Source organism: Persephonella marina EX-H1, assembly GCF_000021565.1.
In the GTDB taxonomy this organism is placed as follows: Bacteria; Aquificota; Aquificia; order Aquificales; family Hydrogenothermaceae; genus Persephonella; species Persephonella marina.
In genome coordinates, this window is the sequence record NC_012440.1 from 961,219 (window position 1) to 978,119 (window position 16,901).

Sequence of the window (16,901 nt, forward strand, 5' to 3'; positions counted from 1 at the left end):
ATTTAAAATATTATAATATATTATATAATATCTTGTTAGTAACTACTAACTTATAAATTTACAGAGAGGTAATGCAAAATGAAAGATCTCCTGAGGGTGACCTTATTCTTTTTAGCAGTTCTTATTTTAGCCTCATGTGAAGGAAAAGGAAAGCTTGTGATCAAAGAGCCCCCAAACGCTGATGTTTACATTAACGGTGAGCATGTTGGAAAAACACCTATTGAGCTTGAACTGAAGGAGGCAAAATACAACATCACTGTAGCAACCTCACCTTTTGATCTTGAAACAAAAAAAGGCGTTCAGATCTATTTTGACCATGTTACAGAACTGAAATTCAATCCAACTCCAAAGGGAATACTTGTTGCTGACTCAAAACCTCAGGGAGCTCAGGTTTTAGAAAATAAAGAGCTTATAGGAGTTACTCCACTTGAAGAGAAGATAGATGTTGGAGAACACCATATAATATTCAAACTTGGTGCTGTTGGAACATCAAGGGTTGTGAATATAGAGTATGGAAAACCAACTAAAATTTTTGTTAATCTTGAGAAAGCTGTAATACATTTCAATGGGATTCCCCAGGACGCTGTTTTTTATATAGATGGGAAAAAGATTGGAAGCTTCCCAAAAACTGTTGAGCTTGATGAAGGCCTTCACAGGATAACTATTGAAAAAGGTGTTTACAGAGACTCTTTCACCTTAAAAGTCAAGAAAGGTGATGAGTTCAATGTCAGATATGTTCTTGAGGATGTTCAGCTTCCACCAATTCAGGCTTATGGTCCTATATCTTTCACTCCTGACAGAAAGTATCTTGTAACAATGGGTAAAGCGGGTATCTACTTCTGGGATATAAAGAAATTCAAGCCCCAGATATCCCTTTATGATCCTAAGGATGTAAGAAACTTTGATAAGTTTATAAATTTCGGAATATCTGAGAATGGAGAGTTTGTCGCAGGTATAAAACCTATAAGAAAGCTCGCCTATGCTTTAAAGGATAAAACTAAAAAATATGACAAGATACTTGTCTGGGATATGAAAACAACATTTCCCGTTTTATCAAAACTTTATCCGATGGAAAGTATAGCTGTATTTATAGGAAATGATAAACTCTACTTTATAACCAAAGATGGATATATAAAGATAGCTGATTTCAAAACTGGAGAGATAAAAGAAGAGATCAGCATCGGTGATAAACCAACTGTAGCAAAGTATGATAAAGGGATAATATTTATAGGAACAGAATCAGGAAAGATTGTTCAGTTTGATACGGCACAGAGATCCAAAACTGAGAAAAGGATACATCAGGGTAAGGTAAACAGCCTTGAGATTTCCTTTGACAGAAAGTTTATAGTAACAGCATCATCAGATGGAAAAGTTGCTATTCTTGATAAGGATCTAAACAACCAGAAGATATTTGAGTTTGGCTCTGAGATCTTATCCGCAAACATATCTCCTGAGAACAAAAAAATCGCCGTTGGGAAACCTGACAGAACTGTTGATGTTATTGATATAAACAGCGGAGAAACTCTATACAGTATAGATGGATTAAAAGCTCCTGTTATATCTCTCGCTTTCTCAAATGAAGATATACTTATAACAGCTTCGTCTATAAAAACTCCCCGTGTAAATATCTGGAAAAACGGACACCTTCTGAGAAAATGGATACAGACTGTTGAATAAAAGGGCTCTCGCCCTTCTTTTTTATTTCCCGGATTTAGGATATATTAATTTGTCTGAAAATTTTTTTAGGAGCTGATTTTATGTGCGGAGTTTTTGGCGTTTTTAATAACTCACTTGCGTCACATATGACATTTTTAGGACTTCACGCCCTTCAACACAGAGGTCAGGAGTCTGCAGGTATAGCCGTTTCAGATGGTTATGATATAAACCTTAGAACTGGTGAAGGACTTGTTACAAAAGCCCTTAAGGAAAAGGATCTTCAGGAGCTGAAGGGAGATATAGCTATAGGTCATGTAAGATACTCAACAGCTGGTGGTTCAAATCCAAAAAATATTCAGCCTTTCTTTGCCCATTTCTACGGCGGTTCTTTTGCGATCGCACACAACGGTAACCTTGTTAATGCAGAACAGATAAGGGAAGATCTTGAGAAAAACGGCGCTATTTTCAGATCAACGTCAGATACAGAGGTTTTTATACACCTGATAGCAAAGGCTAAAGAACCACCACCTTCACATATAATGCTCCATGAGAATGACAGGGATTTCCTTCCACTCATATTCTCCGCTATGAATAAGGTCAAAGGTGCTTACTCACTTCTTATACTCAGGGAAAAACAGCTTATAGCTGTAAGGGATCCTTACGGTTTCAGACCTCTTGTTCTTGGTAAAAACAGATCAGGCAGTTATTTTATAGCATCTGAAACATGTGCCCTTGATATTGTTGATGCTGAATACCTGAGGGATATAAAACCCGGTGAGGTTTTTGTTATAGATGATTCAGGGATGAGATCCTACTTTCCACTTGATCATGCCGACAATCCGAGAAAATGCATATTTGAGTTTGTATACTTTGCAAGGCCTGACAGTATGATATTTCAGGACTGGGTTTATGAGATAAGAAAGGAGATGGGAAGAACCCTTGCAAGGGAGTTTAAGGTTGATGCCGATTATGTTGTTCCTGTCCTTGATTCAGGCCTTTTAGCAGCGAAAGGGTACTCTGAGGAGAGCGGTATTCCCCTTGAGATAGGACTTATAAGAAACCATTATGTTGGTAGAAGTTTTATACAGCCAAAACAGGAGATAAGAGATCTTAGCGTTAAATTAAAATTGAACCCTGTCAGACAGGTTGTTGAGGGAAAAAGGCTGGTTGTTATTGATGACTCTCTTGTAAGGGGAACAACAAGTAAAAAGATAGTGAATATGCTGAGAAAGGCGGGGGCTAAGGAGATACATTTCTTATTAAGCTCACCACCTGTTATAAGCCCGTGCTATTACGGTATAGACACACCAACAAAAGAGGAGCTTATAGCTGCTAATATGAGTATAGAACAGATAAGGGATTATATCGGTGTTGACAGCCTGTACTATCTATCCCTTGAAGGTATGATAGGAGCTGCAAATAAGTTCAGGCAGAAAGGTTTTTGCACAGCATGTTTTACAGGAAACTACCCTGTGTTCTGAGGCTGATATGCCAAATTTAGATAAGATCCATAACAAAATAAGAAAAGAGGGTCTGGATTCCTTTTTCTTTACAGGATCTGCTGATATTTTTTATATGACATACTTCAGTTCAACAAACGCTTTTGTTTTACTAACAGATAGAGACAGATTCTTTATCACAGACGGAAGATACTACGAAGCCGCAAAAGAAAAGCTAAAAGACTGGAATGTTATTCTTCTAGGGGAGAATGATAAAAAACATATAGATCACCTGAAAGAGATACTTAAAGATTTAGGTGGAAAAAAGATAGGATTTCAGGAGGATAAGGTAACAGTATCATTCTTCAAAAAACTTACAGAGGATAGGGATTTCAGATCAGCATTTGTTGGATATGAAGGCTTTTTGAACGATATCAGAATGGTAAAGACGGAAAAAGAGATTGAAATTATAAAGGAGGCTGTTAAAAAAACGGACATAATTTTCTCAAAGATCGTTCAGGAGATAAAGGATCTCAAAACTGAACTTGATGTAAGGAGAAGGATAATAGACCTGATATTCCAGATGAAAGGAACAGGTGAGAGCTTCCCCTCAATAGTTGCTTCCGGAGAACATTCTGCCATTCCCCATTACGAAACCTCTGATCACAGGGTAAAGTGGAACTCTCCTCTACTTATAGATATGGGAATGAGATATAAAGGTTACTGTTCAGATTTTACAAGAACTTTATTTCTTGGGAATGTAGATCCCGAACTTAAAAAAGTGTACGAGATAGTAAAAGAAGCACATCTCTCAGCAGTGGAAAAAGTAAAAGCCGGTCTCCCTGTTAAGGAGATAGATCTGGCTGCAAGAGATGTTATACAGAAATCTGGCTACGGTGATTACTTTATCCATTCTACAGGGCATGGCGTTGGTATTGAGATACACGAAGCCCCGAGAATCTCAAAAAACTCGGAAGAGATAATCCGGGAAAACACTGTGTTTACCATTGAACCCGGTATATACCTACCTGGTAAAGGTGGTGTCAGACTTGAGAATATTGTTGTATGCAGAAAAGATAAGGCAGAGGTACTAACAACAACAGCTCTTGATATCTTACTTGTCCAGTAACTTTTCCAGAAGGATTTCCAGTCTATCAACCACTCTTACAAGCTTATCAGTTATGTCCTTAATACTGTCAAGACCTTCTTTATCATCGTTGATTAAATTAAGATAAAGATCAATCGCGTCTTTGAGTATCTGGGTTTCTGACTTACCTGTAAGTTCTTTGATCTGTTCAAGTTTTTTAAGTGTGTCTTTTTCAAACACGTAGGTTTTCTTTTTCTTCAAAATATTTCTCCTTTCATCTCAAAATATAGATAAAAGATTCACAAAATTATGACATCCCTCATATTTATTAATAGATACATTCTGTATTTTTACAGAAAAATGGAGAGAAAAGATGATATCCCTTTCGTATCTTACACACTACATAGAGCCTATAATAGATAAATACAAAGAGGACATCTTAAAGGATAAAAACCTTTCAGAATTCTTTGAATCAGACCAGGAAATTGAAGATGTTGCCGATAAAATAAAACACTTTTTAGAAGAGGCTTTTAAAAAAGAGGATGAGGATGAGATAAAGGAGCTATTCTTTGCCCTCGGCTACAGTCATGCATCAAAAGATGTTCCCTTTGTAAATGTTGTTTCAGGACTGAATTATATAAAAAATGAGATATACAAAAAGATATTTGAGGATGATCAGTACAAACTCCTTGTTCCTTTTTTAAATACATTTTTTGATATCGGGATAAATTACTTTTCAAAAGGTTATCTCCACTACAATGTAGAGTCATTTATTAATGAGTATGAGATATTTGATATTTGGAGGTACAAGGATTACAAAAGATACCTTATTGAATGGGCGATAAATATTTCAAAGTATATAGATGGGAAATCAGCGAAGCTGCCTGAGCTAGATCCCGAAAAATGTGATCTGTACAAAGTGTTGAGCAGTTTTGACTTTCAGGTTAAATGTCCGGATAAAGATACCTACGAGCAGATACTGAGAGTTCATAAAGCTGTTCATAATATAGGTAGAAGTGTTGTTTACTACGTAAACTCTAAAAGATATATGGAGGCTTATTTCCTTTATAAGACCTTTCTTGCAGAAGTTTACAGGCTCCTAAACGATATAGACACGGTCAATTTTATGTTTGAGATGAACAAGGAAGATATATTCTTTAAAACAATACTTGAAAAAACCAAAAAGGAAACGCCATATATAACAATAATAAATGTCAGAAATCTAAAGATCATAAATAAATTTTATGGGACAGAAACAGGTGATAAGGTACTTCACTCAGTAACGAGAATTTTACATGAGATGCTTGATTTCTCCCAGAACATCTTTATAAAAGGTTACTCAGGTGATTTTTATATACTGCACAGGTACAGGCTTCAACATCCGTACAACTTTGGAAGATTTCTAAAGAAAAGTCTTGAAAGCATAGTCATAAAAAACAGCATAGATATAAAGTTTAAAGTATCAATAGCTATACTTGAGATAGGAGATATCCTGGACAAGAAAGAGCTCAGAAAGATACTGAACCATGCTATCCAGAAGGCAAAAGAGATACCTGACGAGGTGATATTTTTCAGTAAAAAACAGATCGAAGAACAGTTTTTCTCCGAGATACATACTGTATTTAAGAATGTAACGGTAATTGAAAAGGCTTTCAAAGAGAACAGAATTGATGTTTTCTTCCAACCTATAGTATCCCTCTCAACAGGAAAAGTAAATCACCTTGAAGCATTAGCCAGAATAAACCAGGGCGACAGATTTATACCAGCAGGTGCTTTCATAGACCTTATATACGATATGAATCTTATTCAGGAACTTGATCTTTCAGTTTTAAGAAAGGTTTACGATTACAGAAAATATATACAAAAAATAACTGACACTATCTTCATAAACGTGAGTGCAGCTTCCATATCTTCACCTGAGTTTGTGAAAGAGCTTGTTCAGAAGATAAGCAGAATGAAAAAAGAGGGTATAGAAACCATCATTGAACTCACTGAACAGTCTTTTCTTGAAAATATAGATCTTATTAAATTCCTCAGGAAAGAGCAGAACTTCATTTTTGCTGTTGATGATTTTGGAACAGGTTACTCTTCTGTAAGAACAGTATATGATCTTTCAGAGATAGATGCTATAAGATATCTAAAGATAGACGGTTCACTGATAAAGAATATTGATAAATCTGATAAAGATATAAAACCGGTTGAGACCATTGTTTCATTCGCTAAAACGCTGGGTCTTGAAACAATAGCAGAATTTGTTGAAAATAAAGTTATTGCAGATAAGCTTAAGGATATAAAGGTAGAGTACGGCCAGGGATATTACTTCTATAAACCATCTGAGATCAAAAATTTAATAACGGATCTAACTTAATGGAAAAAAAAGTTAAAGATCTTTGGGAAAAGCTTTCTGATGAGAATGATTTTTTCGCAGCATATCAGGGTGTATTTGCAGACAACTTCGCAAGTCTTATGAAAAGTAACATAAAACTCAAAATACCTGAGACTGCCCTGAAAAAACTGGGTAACGATATTTACAAGACCTTATTTATCGTAAAAAAACAGCCTGAAAAAGAACTTTACCATCTCTCACTGAAAATGTATCAGACAAAGACAGAGATAAAATCTGTCCTTTCTAAGCTTTTTATGATTATGATAAAAGATTTTATTGACCATCTTGTTGAAAAAAGCGATGATATAAATCCTGTTAAAACACTTATATCTCTTATTGATCTGTACATACAGAGTATTGAAAGGGCAAATATGGATTATATCAACTCTCTTGAAAATACAATTGAAAAAATAAAAAAGGAAAAACAGGAGGTTGAGGAGAACGAAATTATTCTATTATTAGAGACCTCACCGGATAGAGTGTCTATAATAGATTACTTTTATGAGGTTCCTGTTATATGCAAAAGTAAGTTAAAATCCATCCACAAAAATGAGGCTGTTTTTAATGTAAAACACTGTATATTTAAGATATTTGAACCTGGACATTACGTTTTTATAAGGATAGGGGATCTATCAAAACCTATAAAAGCCCTCATAAAAGATATAAACTACCAGCATGGGATTCTAACACTTACTGAGTTTTCCTTCTCTGAGATCCCACAGGAAAAAAGAAAATTTGTCAGAGTAAGGGTCAAGGACAAAATACTTATAACATTACAGAAAGGCAGTAAAACGATAGAAGGTTTTATTGATGATATATCCGTTGGTGGGATAGGCGTTTTTACCGTTATGATAGATGATCTTCAGGTAGGAGATAAGCTTCATATATCTTTCATACTGAACAATAAAGATTTTGATGTTATGGGGGAGATAAAATATATAACACAGTTAGAAGATATGTACAGGATAGGAATACAGTTTCTTGACCTTTCTGTAAAACATGAGGATATAATCGGTGAGTTTGTTATGAAAAGACAGTTTGAGATCCTGAAAAAATTAAGAGAATTATGATCTCCTTCAGTTAAGTTTAACCCTGACTGGTATAAAATACCTCAAAAACTAAGGAAATAAAATGGATTTTTATATATCAGGTTTTGAAGCTGATCTTACACTTGAAATAGAAAATGTCAAAAGATTTATGGATGAGTACAGAAGTGTAAATTCGGTGTTAGATCTGAATGAGAACCTGTATGACAGTATACTGCTTGATTTTGGAACAGAGAGATTGAAACTTGCGACCTCTCTTTTAACAACATTACTTACAGATATTGAGAGAAGGGGAGTTAAGGCTGTAAGTGCGGTATTTGATATACTCCAAAGAGAGAAAGAGTTTGATCTGGCTGTTTTTCTTTCAAATAGAATCTTTGAAAAGTACAGAAACAACTCGCTGGAAGAAATTTTAATCAGGACAAAAATATACACAAAAGTACTGAATATTCTCCTGAACAAGAAAGATGTTTACTTTTTCACATATTACCTGTCAGGATATTTAGACGATCTGAATCTACTGCTTAAATATCACAGAGATCTGATTGAGGAGATTTTTATATCGGCAACGTACTTTAACCAGTTTATGTATTCCTACTATGTAACGGTTATCAATGATAATGAGAGAGCTTTAGGTTATTTAATAAAGGATATAGAACTCAGGGATCATCTTTTCAGGAAAGGAATCCTCAGATTTCCAGAAAATAACAACATCTTTCATATTATCAATCTTACAGGACTATTTTTTCAGCTTGAAGACTCTCTGATAAAGCTGATGATAGATCTTGATTTTTATATAAGAAAGATAAGAGACGAGCTTCTGGAACTGAATAAATTCCTGAAGAAAAATCCGGACAAAAGATCTCTATTTTTAAACTACGATATGAAAAGGTATATAAATGAATTTCTCACAAATATTTATATAGCCGGTTATGAGAACTACTATATGGAAATATCAGATATATTCCCAGAACTAACGACAGGTGATAACAGGATTATTATAAAGATGCTTGATCTGTATAAAAAAGATGATCTTTCAGAGGAGAAGATTAAAAGTTTAAAAAAGGAGATGGAGATACTTTTCAATAATATCTCAAAAGATAAAAAGGAAAGGGTTCTATACACCTACTACAACATACTGGCAGATCTTTACTCAGACAACGTTAAGGAGTTAATGTCTCTTAAAAGAGAGATAGAAAAAGAGATCTCAAAACTCCCTATTTTGAAAATTCCTCTTTTCAGGATTTTAAACTTTTCAGGTTACACAGAAGAGGCCTACAACATAGCACAGGAAGTGAAGAGAGAGCTTATTATATCCGGTAGAGAAAACCTTTTGAAGACTGTAGAAAGGTTTATTGAAGAGGAATTCTAAATACGCATTATTCTACCAACAGGCATTATATAGATAGGTTCATAAGCTGTGTTCAGTACTTTTTTAACAACCTCATCATAAAAAGCTCCAATGGATACTGTTCCCAAACCTAATGATGTTGCCTGAAGGTAAATATTCTGTGAAACATGTCCGGCTTCCATATAAACATATCTTACACCTCTACTTCCGTATTTAACTGTAGTTCTCTCAAATTCAGCGGTTATAACAATACTGATTGGTGCATTCAGAATATACTCCTGATAGAGAGCCGATTCGTACAGAAGGTTTCTAACATCTTTTTCCAGAATCGAAATTATGCTGTGTGAGTATGGATCATATCTGTAAACTCCGGAGTTAATTTCTTCAACATCCCCAGCAACAAGGTAAAGTTCAATGGGGTATAAAGCACCTGCAGAGGGAGAAGTTCTAAAACCATCATTTCCTGTAATTCCCTGACCAGCCCAGAGAAGTTGTGAAACATCCTGAAAAGATAGAGGAGACCTTCTGAAAGATCTGTGTGATCTTCTTTTCAGTAATGCCTTTTCTAAAGGCATCCTTCCCGATATTGAAACCTCTGGTAACTTAATCTTTTTCATTTCTTCCTATAATAATACTTACTGTCGGGAATAGGTTTTCTATATACTCAATCTTAAATCCAAAACCTTCAATCTCTTCCTTTAACATACCAGCTGTAATAAAATGGTCTATAGAGTCCGCGAGATATCTGTAAGCTTTAAAATCACCTGTTATCATCCCACCTATGTAGGGAAGAATTTTCTGTATATAAAAATGTGAAAGTCTGTAAAGAAATCCTCCATCTTCCCTGTGTATAAACTCCAGGATAACAAGATACTTCCCATCTTTCAGAACCCTGTGGAACTCAGAAAATGCCTTTTTTCTGTCTTCCATATTCCTTACACCGAAGGCAACGAAAATTATATCTGTACTGTTATCTTTAAGCGGTATTTCCTCTGCTGCTGCATTTATAAAAAATGCATTTTTTGTTGTATTTTTTGCAAACTCAAGCATTCTTATTGCAGGATCAAGACCTACAAATCTTTCTGTTAAAGAGTTCCTGCAGTGTTTTATGATCTCACCTGTTCCGGTGGCAACATCTAAGAATATATTTACTTTCTCATTTCCATTGAGTTCATAAACCTTTTTACAGGCCTTTCTCCTCCACAGTATATCAAGGCCAAAACTGAGGATATGATTAACGATCTCGTATCTGTCCGATATTCTGTTAAAAAGCTGAGATATCTCTTTTCTATCCCCCATAATATTAATAGTTACAGGATTTTATATTTATGACAACTGGATGATCTTCAATTATTATTAAAAGAAAAAACAGAGAGGTTAGGAGATGTTCATCAACTGGAACTGGGATATGATAAGGAAGAAGAGGAAAGACAGTTTTGAGAAGTTCAGAAATTTTTTTATTTTTGATATTGAAACTGTGAAAGATGAGGGGATGTTTGAAAAGGTAGCTGATGAGAAAGAGAGAAAGATTGATCAGGAAGGTGATTTTCTTCCTGTTCCATTTCACAGGATAGTCTCAATCGGAACTATGATAATAAAAGATAAAAGGATAATTAGCTTTGAGACGATATCAACAACTGATGAGATGGAAGCCTTAAGATTTTTCTGGATAAAGTACAGAGAATCTTTTGATTTTATACAGGATAGAGATCCAAACGATGGAAAGGTAAAAAATCATATATCAGTTTTCCCTGTTCTTATATCAATCAATGGGAAAGGTTTTGATATTCCAACAATTATGGTAAGGACATTAAGGTATATTCCTGATTTTGAAGAGGGTCTCAGAAAGTTTGTAAGCATCCATCTTGACAGGTTTGATACATGGGAAAAGGAGTTTCCAAAATATACACACAGATACACAAAGTTTCATATAGATATCCCAGAGGATATATTTGGGAAAAAGATATCATTGAAAAATCTTTGCTATCTCTGTGGTATCCCTGTTAAACAGGAAGGCGACGGTAAAGAAGTTTCCCAGATGTTTAATAACGGTGACCTGAAAAAGATAGGTGCATACTGTTCAGAAGATGTGCTTGCCACAGCAAAACTTTTTTCCTACGTAAACCAGCATCTACTTTACGGTACATACCTCTTTCCAGAGTTTGAGAACTTTGATGGGATTCAGCCTGTTATACATATTGGAAGTTATGATTGACCTTTACGGATATTTTTATTATCTTTATATAACTGAATAACTGTTCACTTATGGAGGAAGATGTGTGTCTCTCAATACCTTCTAAGATAGTTGAGATACTGCCTGATAACTATGCTGTTGTGGATACAATGGGTGTAAAAAGAAAGGTCTCACTTGATCTTATGCCTGAACCCGTTGAGGTGGGAGATTATGTTCTTATCCATGTTGGATACGCGATGACAAAGATGAGTGAAGAGGATGCCCTTGAAAGTCTGAAAGTTTACGAGGAGATAATACAGAAACTTGAGGAGGAAGAGAGCCAGCCATAAATTTAAAGAAAAAACAAGGAGATTACGATGGGAAAAATAATTATTGAAATTCCAGGAAATATAGAAGAGACCATTAAAATCAAAAATGAAAGAGATATTGAGGAAACCTTAGAAAGACTTAAAATGCGAATTAAACGCGTAAAAGCCAAAGAAACCTTAGACAAACTGATCGGCTCATTTGAGATTGAAGAAGATATAGATGAGGAAGATATCTACTCAAGAGGAAGATATGAATAAAAGGTTCTTTATAGATAGTAATATCTTCATAGAAGCTTTGAAGAAAAATCCAGATTATCAGGCAAAAGAATTAATAAGCTATATATACACGGACATATTTAACGATTATTATATAAATGACATTGTTTTCAGTGAAGTTTATTATCATCTGATAATTAAAGGCAAGCTAACAGCAAGGAAAAAAGAGAACGACTTGTGGAAACTCATTAGCAGTATATTATTTTTAAACTCAAATTTTCAAATTATTGAAGAGGCAAGAAATTTAATAAAGAACAAAAAGTTAAAAACAAACGATGCACTAATACTGTCCACTGTAAAAAATTACCAAATTCCCTATTTAATATCTCTAGATAATGATTTTTCAGACTGTATAAAAAATGAAAACATAAAGATTATAAGTAAGCCAGAAGAACTAAAAACGTTAGTAAAGGAAATGTAAGATGCAAAAAGTGGACTACCTGAAGGACTTTAGAGATCCAAAGAGAATAAAAGCTCTTGCAAAACTGATACAAAAAGAGGTAAGAAGACCAGTTAATGTTATGGAAGTGTGTGGTGGACATACCCACACAATAATGAAATACGGACTAAACCAGATACTTCCCCCAGAGATACAGTTTGTCCACGGTCCTGGCTGTCCTGTATGTATAATGCCAAAGGAAAGGATTGATCATGCTGTTGCACTTGTTCAGGATGAGAAAAATATAGTTGCAACACTTGGTGATATGATAAGAGTTCCGGGGTCTAAAAGTTCACTCCAGAAAGAAAGGGCTAAAGGGAAAAAAGTGAGAATGCTTTACGCTCCATTTGATATTCTTAAGATATCGAAGGAGAACCCTGATAAAAATGTTATATACTTTGCGATAGGTTTTGAGACAACAACACCCATGACAGCTGCCTTAATAGAGAGGGTTCTCCAGGAGAAGATAAAAAATATATACTTCCATATAAACCATGTACTTGTTCCACCACCTATAAAGGCGATTATGGATAGTGGTGAGGCAAAAATAGACGCATTTATAGGTCCCGCCCATGTTTCTGTTATAACAGGGGCAAAGATATACCAGGAGATAGTTGATCTTTACAGAACACCTGTTGTTATTGCAGGTTTTGAGCCTGTTGATATTATGGAAAGTGTTCTCTGGATCGTAAGACAGTTTAATGATGGCAGGGTTCAGGTTGAAAATCAGTACAGAAGAGCTGTTACATGGGAGGGAAATATTAAAGCTCAGGAGATGATATACAGATATATGGAACCAAGAGAGACATTCAGATGGAGAGGAATAGGAGATATACCGTATTCGGCACTTAAACTTAAGGATAAGTACTCATTTCTGGATGCCGAAAAGGTATTTGGGGATATTTTACCTGATCAGCCCATAGACGATCACAAACTGTGTATATGCGGTGATATCTTAAAGGGGATTGCAAAACCTTACGACTGCAGGGTTTTTGGAAAATCCTGTACACCACAAAACCCTCTCGGTTCATGTATGGTATCTTCTGAGGGAGCCTGTTCCGCATATTACAGATACGGTAAACTCCAGCTTAAGTAGTAGAAACTCCATCTTTTCCCAATTATATTAAAGATAAATGATACATACGGAGAAAAGATGGATGATCACAGGTTTTACTCCACACCTGTAAAGGATCTTTTAGATTTTTTCAACACAGGACTAAACGGCCTTTCAGATGAAGAAGTAAAGAGAAGAATTGAAAAATACGGACTTAATGAGTTAGAGGAAAAAAAAGAGAGCTCTTTACTGATCTTCTTCAGACAGTTTAACAACCCACTCGTTTATATACTTATAGTTGCTATTACCATCACTTTCTTTATGGGTGATTATATAGATGCAGGGATTATAGCTGGAATAGTTTTTGTTAACGGACTTCTCGGTTTCTTCCAGGAGATAAAAGCAAGATCATCTATAGAAGCATTAAAGAAACTTACAGAAACAAAAACAAGAGTTCTTAGAGATGGAAAGGAAAAAACTGTCTCCGTTTCCCATATCGTACCAGGAGATATAGTTATCCTTGAGGAAGGGGACGTTGTTCCTGCCGATATAAGACTTATAGATTCAGTTGGTCTTATGGTTGATGAAGCTATACTTACAGGTGAGTCCATACCTGTTGAGAAGGATGCTTCCATACTCTTAAAAGAGGAAACACCTATTTACAACAGGAAAAATATGATATTTAAGGGGACCATCGTTGTTAGAGGTAAGGCGAAAGGTCTTGTTGTTGCAACAGGGAGAAGAACTGAGATAGGAAAGATAGCTGAGAGGATAAAGGAGAAATCACCTGAAACACCTTTAAACAGAGCCTTAAAAAGATTTTCAATGAAATGGATGATCATACTTTTCTTTATTCTGATATTTATATTTGTTTTAGGTCTTATCCAGGGTAGAGATCTTTACAAACTATTTATGCTTATAATCTCTGAGCTTGTTTCAGCTGTACCGGAAGGCCTTCCACTTGTTGTAACATTCGTTCTTGTTATAGGGGCTTTAGCTTTAGCAAAGAGAAAAACACTTGTTAAATACCTTCCTTCAGTTGAGACCTTAGGAAGTGCAACATTTATAGTCTCTGACAAAACAGGAACAATAACAGAGGGGAAACTGAAAGTCGAAGAGTATACGGCAGAAGATGAAGAATTCCTTTTTCTGACAGCCTCTCTCTGTAATGATGCAACACTGGAAAAAGGAGATCCTCTTGAGATAGCACTTTTAAGATGGCTTGATGAAATGGGGATAGACTGGATTGATATGAGGGAGAGATACACAAGACTCTGGGAACAGCCATTTGATACAAAGCTCAGATTTATGGCCACCGTAAATGAGATTGATGGGAAAAAATACCTGCTGATAAAGGGAGCTTTTGAATCACTTATTGAACTTGCAGAAAACAGGGATGAAAAACTTTTTAAAGAACACGACAGAATGGCAGAAAAGGGGTTGAGGGTTTTAGCATTTGGGTATACTGAGGTGGATAGAAAACCAGAAAGTCTAACAGACATAAAAATTAAGATATCCGGGCTTGTAGGCTTTATTGATCCACCTAAGGAAGGGGTAAAGGAGGCTGTGGAGATAGCAAAAAGAGCCGGAATAAGGGTGATAATGGTAACAGGTGATAACTTAAAAACGGCAAAGGCTGTTGCTGAGAAGGTATCTATCTTCGGAAAAGGGGATATAGCCCTTTTAGGATCGGATATAAAAAAATACAGTGATGATGAGCTTTACCAGATACTTAAAAGAACATCAGTTATCGCAAGGGCAACTCCTGAGGATAAGTACAGAATAGTGAAGGTTCTCCAGAAAAATAAAGAGATAGTTGCTGTAACAGGGGACGGAGTAAATGATGTTCCGGCTTTAAAGGTTGCAGATTTAGGTATAGCTATGGGTTCGGGAACAGAGGCGGCTAAAGATGTTGCAAAGATGATAATAACTGACAACAATCTTGCGGTCATTGTTGATGCTGTCAAACAGGGAAGGATAATAGCACACAACATAAGAAAGGTTATTTACTACCTTCTCTCCTGTAGCTTTGGAGAGATAATGCTATTAACATCAGCATTTTTACTCAAACTCCCTCTCCCTTTATATCCCCTGCAGATTTTATGGATAAATGTTGTTACAGAGGGTGTTCAGGACAAAACATTCCCTTTCAGCAGAGAAGAGAAGGATGTTATGTCAGAAAAACCAAAAAAGCCTGAAAAAACATTTTTTGATAAAAAACAGCTTTTTGATATATCTTTTACGGCCTTTTTCATGGGAGGTGTTAATCTTATTCTTTTTATATACCTTCTTGAGGTTACAACATATGAAAGGGCCGTTGGTATAACATTTACATCACTTATAGCTAACCAGTGGTTCAACGGATTTCAGGCTATAAGAGAAGAACCTTTCTTTAAAAATATAATAAAAAGTTTTACAGTAAATCCTTATATGTATCTTGGCGTTGGGATAGGTGTTGCTTTACAGCTTTCAGCAACTTATCTCTTTCCTCAATGGCTTCACACTGTTCCACTTACTTTAAATGACTGGCTTTTAATACTTTTAACATGTACATCACTGTTTCTGATTATTGAGATAAAAAAATGGGTTGAGTATATGATGGAAAGGAAGATCTAATGCTCTGGCTGGTATTTTTAGCTTTAATGCTTGTTATATTTTTTACAGGAAAGAGGCTCGTAAAGTACGGGGATATGATCGCTGAAAAGCTTAACATCGGAAGAACAACTGTAGGTGTTATATTTGTTGCATCTATTACATCTCTCCCTGAGCTGATAACAGGTATAAGCTCTGTAACATATGCAGACACACCTGATATAGCAGCTGGAGATATATTCGGAAGCTGTATGTTTAACTTGCTGATTCTGGCTTTTCTTGATGCATTTTTCAGGGATAAGCCAATCACAACAAAAGTCCATCATGGTCTTACACTATCCACAGCCTTTGGTATTATCATGATAACCGTAGCAGGAATGGGAATATTTCTTGGTGATTTTATACCATCAGTTGGATGGATAAGTTACACATCAATCCTGATTATTGTTATATACCTTATAGCTGTAAAGATTGTGACAGATTATGAAAGAAGACTTATAGCAAGGTCTGTAAAAAAGGCTGCACAGGAACTCCTGTATGAGGGAATAACAACCAGAGAGATATTTATAAGGTACTTAATCAACGCATCAATCCTTGTTTTTGCTGCTGTTTTTTTACCAAAAGTTGGTAAGATTATCTCTCATCAGTACGGACTAACTGAAACGTTTTTTGGAACACTTTTTGTCGCACTTACAACATCACTTCCCGAATTTGCAGTTTCTATAGCAGCTATAAAAATGAATATGATAACAATATCTGTGGCTAACATCTTAGGGAGCAATATCTTTAATATCTTTATACTTGCTATAGATGATATCTTTTATATGAAAGGATCTCTTTTCGCAGACATGAGCGATCTGAATATGACAGGAGCCTTCTCCGCAGTACTTATGAGCAGTGTTGTTATAATAGGCCTGATATACAGAGCAGAGAAGAAGCCTATAAGACTTGCCTTTGAGTCTATAGCACTGATAGTTATATATATCGTTACAATGTCTATACTTTATCTTGAATAGCTGTAGAATAATTAATGAATATTCATTTATAATAATAAAAATCCTTTTTGAGGTTAA

Annotated in this window: 16 protein-coding genes; 13 read left to right on the forward strand and 3 right to left on the reverse strand. The window is 35.4% G+C overall.

Going from position 1 to position 16,901, the window contains the following annotated elements; all coding sequences use genetic code 11:
• Positions 1–78: 78 nt before the first annotated feature.
• The 3 genes from PERMA_RS04980 to PERMA_RS04990 all read left to right on the forward strand — a co-directional run bounded on the left by PERMA_RS04980 (position 79) and on the right by PERMA_RS04990 (position 4,224).
• Positions 79–1,677, forward strand: a complete 1,599-nt coding sequence (locus PERMA_RS04980) for a PEGA domain-containing protein (protein ID WP_015898851.1) — start codon at positions 79–81, stop codon at positions 1,675–1,677.
• Positions 1,678–1,757: 80 nt separating this feature from the next.
• The gene (purF, locus tag PERMA_RS04985; protein WP_012675506.1) at positions 1,758–3,137 is read left to right on the forward strand and encodes an amidophosphoribosyltransferase; all 1,380 of its coding nucleotides are present in this window, start codon (positions 1,758–1,760) and stop codon (positions 3,135–3,137) included.
• Between the two features lie 7 nt (positions 3,138–3,144).
• On the forward strand, positions 3,145–4,224 hold the full coding sequence (locus tag PERMA_RS04990) for a M24 family metallopeptidase (protein ID WP_012676870.1): 1,080 nt from the start codon (positions 3,145–3,147) through the stop codon (positions 4,222–4,224).
• Here the strand turns inward: PERMA_RS04990 and PERMA_RS04995 are convergent.
• Positions 4,210–4,443: a hypothetical protein gene (locus PERMA_RS04995; protein WP_012676032.1), complete on the reverse strand. Its 234-nt coding sequence runs from the start codon at positions 4,441–4,443 to the stop codon at positions 4,210–4,212. The genes PERMA_RS04990 and PERMA_RS04995 overlap by 15 nt on opposite strands.
• A 112-nt stretch (positions 4,444–4,555) precedes the next feature.
• Between PERMA_RS04995 and PERMA_RS05000 the strand changes: the two genes are divergently transcribed.
• The 3 genes from PERMA_RS05000 to PERMA_RS05010 all read left to right on the forward strand — a co-directional run bounded on the left by PERMA_RS05000 (position 4,556) and on the right by PERMA_RS05010 (position 8,986).
• Positions 4,556–6,550 (forward strand): EAL domain-containing protein, encoded by a 1,995-nt coding sequence (locus tag PERMA_RS05000; RefSeq protein ID WP_012676624.1) that lies wholly within the window; start codon positions 4,556–4,558, stop codon positions 6,548–6,550.
• Positions 6,550–7,638 carry a PilZ domain-containing protein gene (locus PERMA_RS05005; protein WP_012675458.1) on the forward strand — a complete coding sequence of 363 codons (1,089 nt, stop codon included), beginning with the start codon at positions 6,550–6,552 and terminating at the stop codon, positions 7,636–7,638. Before PERMA_RS05000 ends, PERMA_RS05005 begins: the two co-directional genes overlap by 1 nt.
• 61 nt (positions 7,639–7,699) lie before the next feature.
• A complete protein-coding gene (locus tag PERMA_RS05010; RefSeq protein WP_012676573.1) occupies positions 7,700–8,986 on the forward strand; it encodes a hypothetical protein in 1,287 nt (428 codons plus the stop codon).
• Here PERMA_RS05010 and PERMA_RS05015 read toward each other — a convergent pair.
• Positions 8,983–9,582 (reverse strand): SagB/ThcOx family dehydrogenase, encoded by a 600-nt coding sequence (locus tag PERMA_RS05015; RefSeq protein WP_012675487.1) that lies wholly within the window; start codon positions 9,580–9,582, stop codon positions 8,983–8,985. The genes PERMA_RS05010 and PERMA_RS05015 overlap by 4 nt on opposite strands.
• Positions 9,569–10,264 (reverse strand): ubiquinone/menaquinone biosynthesis methyltransferase, encoded by a 696-nt coding sequence (locus PERMA_RS05020; RefSeq protein WP_012676150.1) that lies wholly within the window; start codon positions 10,262–10,264, stop codon positions 9,569–9,571. Before PERMA_RS05020 ends, PERMA_RS05015 begins: the two co-directional genes overlap by 14 nt.
• Before the next feature lie 85 nt (positions 10,265–10,349).
• Here PERMA_RS05020 and PERMA_RS05025 point away from each other — a divergent pair, with 85 nt between their 5' ends.
• The 7 genes from PERMA_RS05025 (at position 10,350) to PERMA_RS05055 (ending at position 16,844) form a co-directional block, all read left to right on the forward strand.
• Complete coding sequence (locus PERMA_RS05025) at positions 10,350–11,180, forward strand: 3'-5' exonuclease family protein (RefSeq protein WP_015898958.1); 831 nt, start codon at positions 10,350–10,352, stop codon at positions 11,178–11,180.
• 62 nt (positions 11,181–11,242) lie between these two features.
• The gene (locus PERMA_RS05030) at positions 11,243–11,488 is read left to right on the forward strand and encodes a HypC/HybG/HupF family hydrogenase formation chaperone (protein WP_012675640.1); all 246 of its coding nucleotides are present in this window, start codon (positions 11,243–11,245) and stop codon (positions 11,486–11,488) included.
• Between the two features lie 27 nt (positions 11,489–11,515).
• A complete protein-coding gene (locus PERMA_RS05035) occupies positions 11,516–11,725 on the forward strand; it encodes a hypothetical protein (protein WP_012675732.1) in 210 nt (69 codons plus the stop codon).
• Positions 11,688–12,164, forward strand: coding sequence for a PIN domain-containing protein (locus PERMA_RS05040; protein ID WP_083761602.1), 477 nt, complete (start codon positions 11,688–11,690; stop codon positions 12,162–12,164). The genes PERMA_RS05035 and PERMA_RS05040 overlap by 38 nt, the downstream gene beginning before the upstream one ends.
• Before the next feature lies 1 nt (position 12,165).
• A complete protein-coding gene (gene hypD / locus PERMA_RS05045) occupies positions 12,166–13,278 on the forward strand; it encodes a hydrogenase formation protein HypD (protein ID WP_015899026.1) in 1,113 nt (370 codons plus the stop codon).
• A 57-nt stretch (positions 13,279–13,335) separates the two neighbouring features.
• Entirely contained in the window at positions 13,336–15,852 is a 2,517-nt protein-coding gene (locus PERMA_RS05050) for a cation-translocating P-type ATPase (protein ID WP_012676025.1), read from the forward strand.
• Positions 15,852–16,844 (forward strand): sodium:calcium antiporter, encoded by a 993-nt coding sequence (locus PERMA_RS05055; protein WP_012675370.1) that lies wholly within the window; start codon positions 15,852–15,854, stop codon positions 16,842–16,844. The genes PERMA_RS05050 and PERMA_RS05055 overlap by 1 nt, the downstream gene beginning before the upstream one ends.
• Positions 16,845–16,901 lie beyond the last annotated feature (57 nt).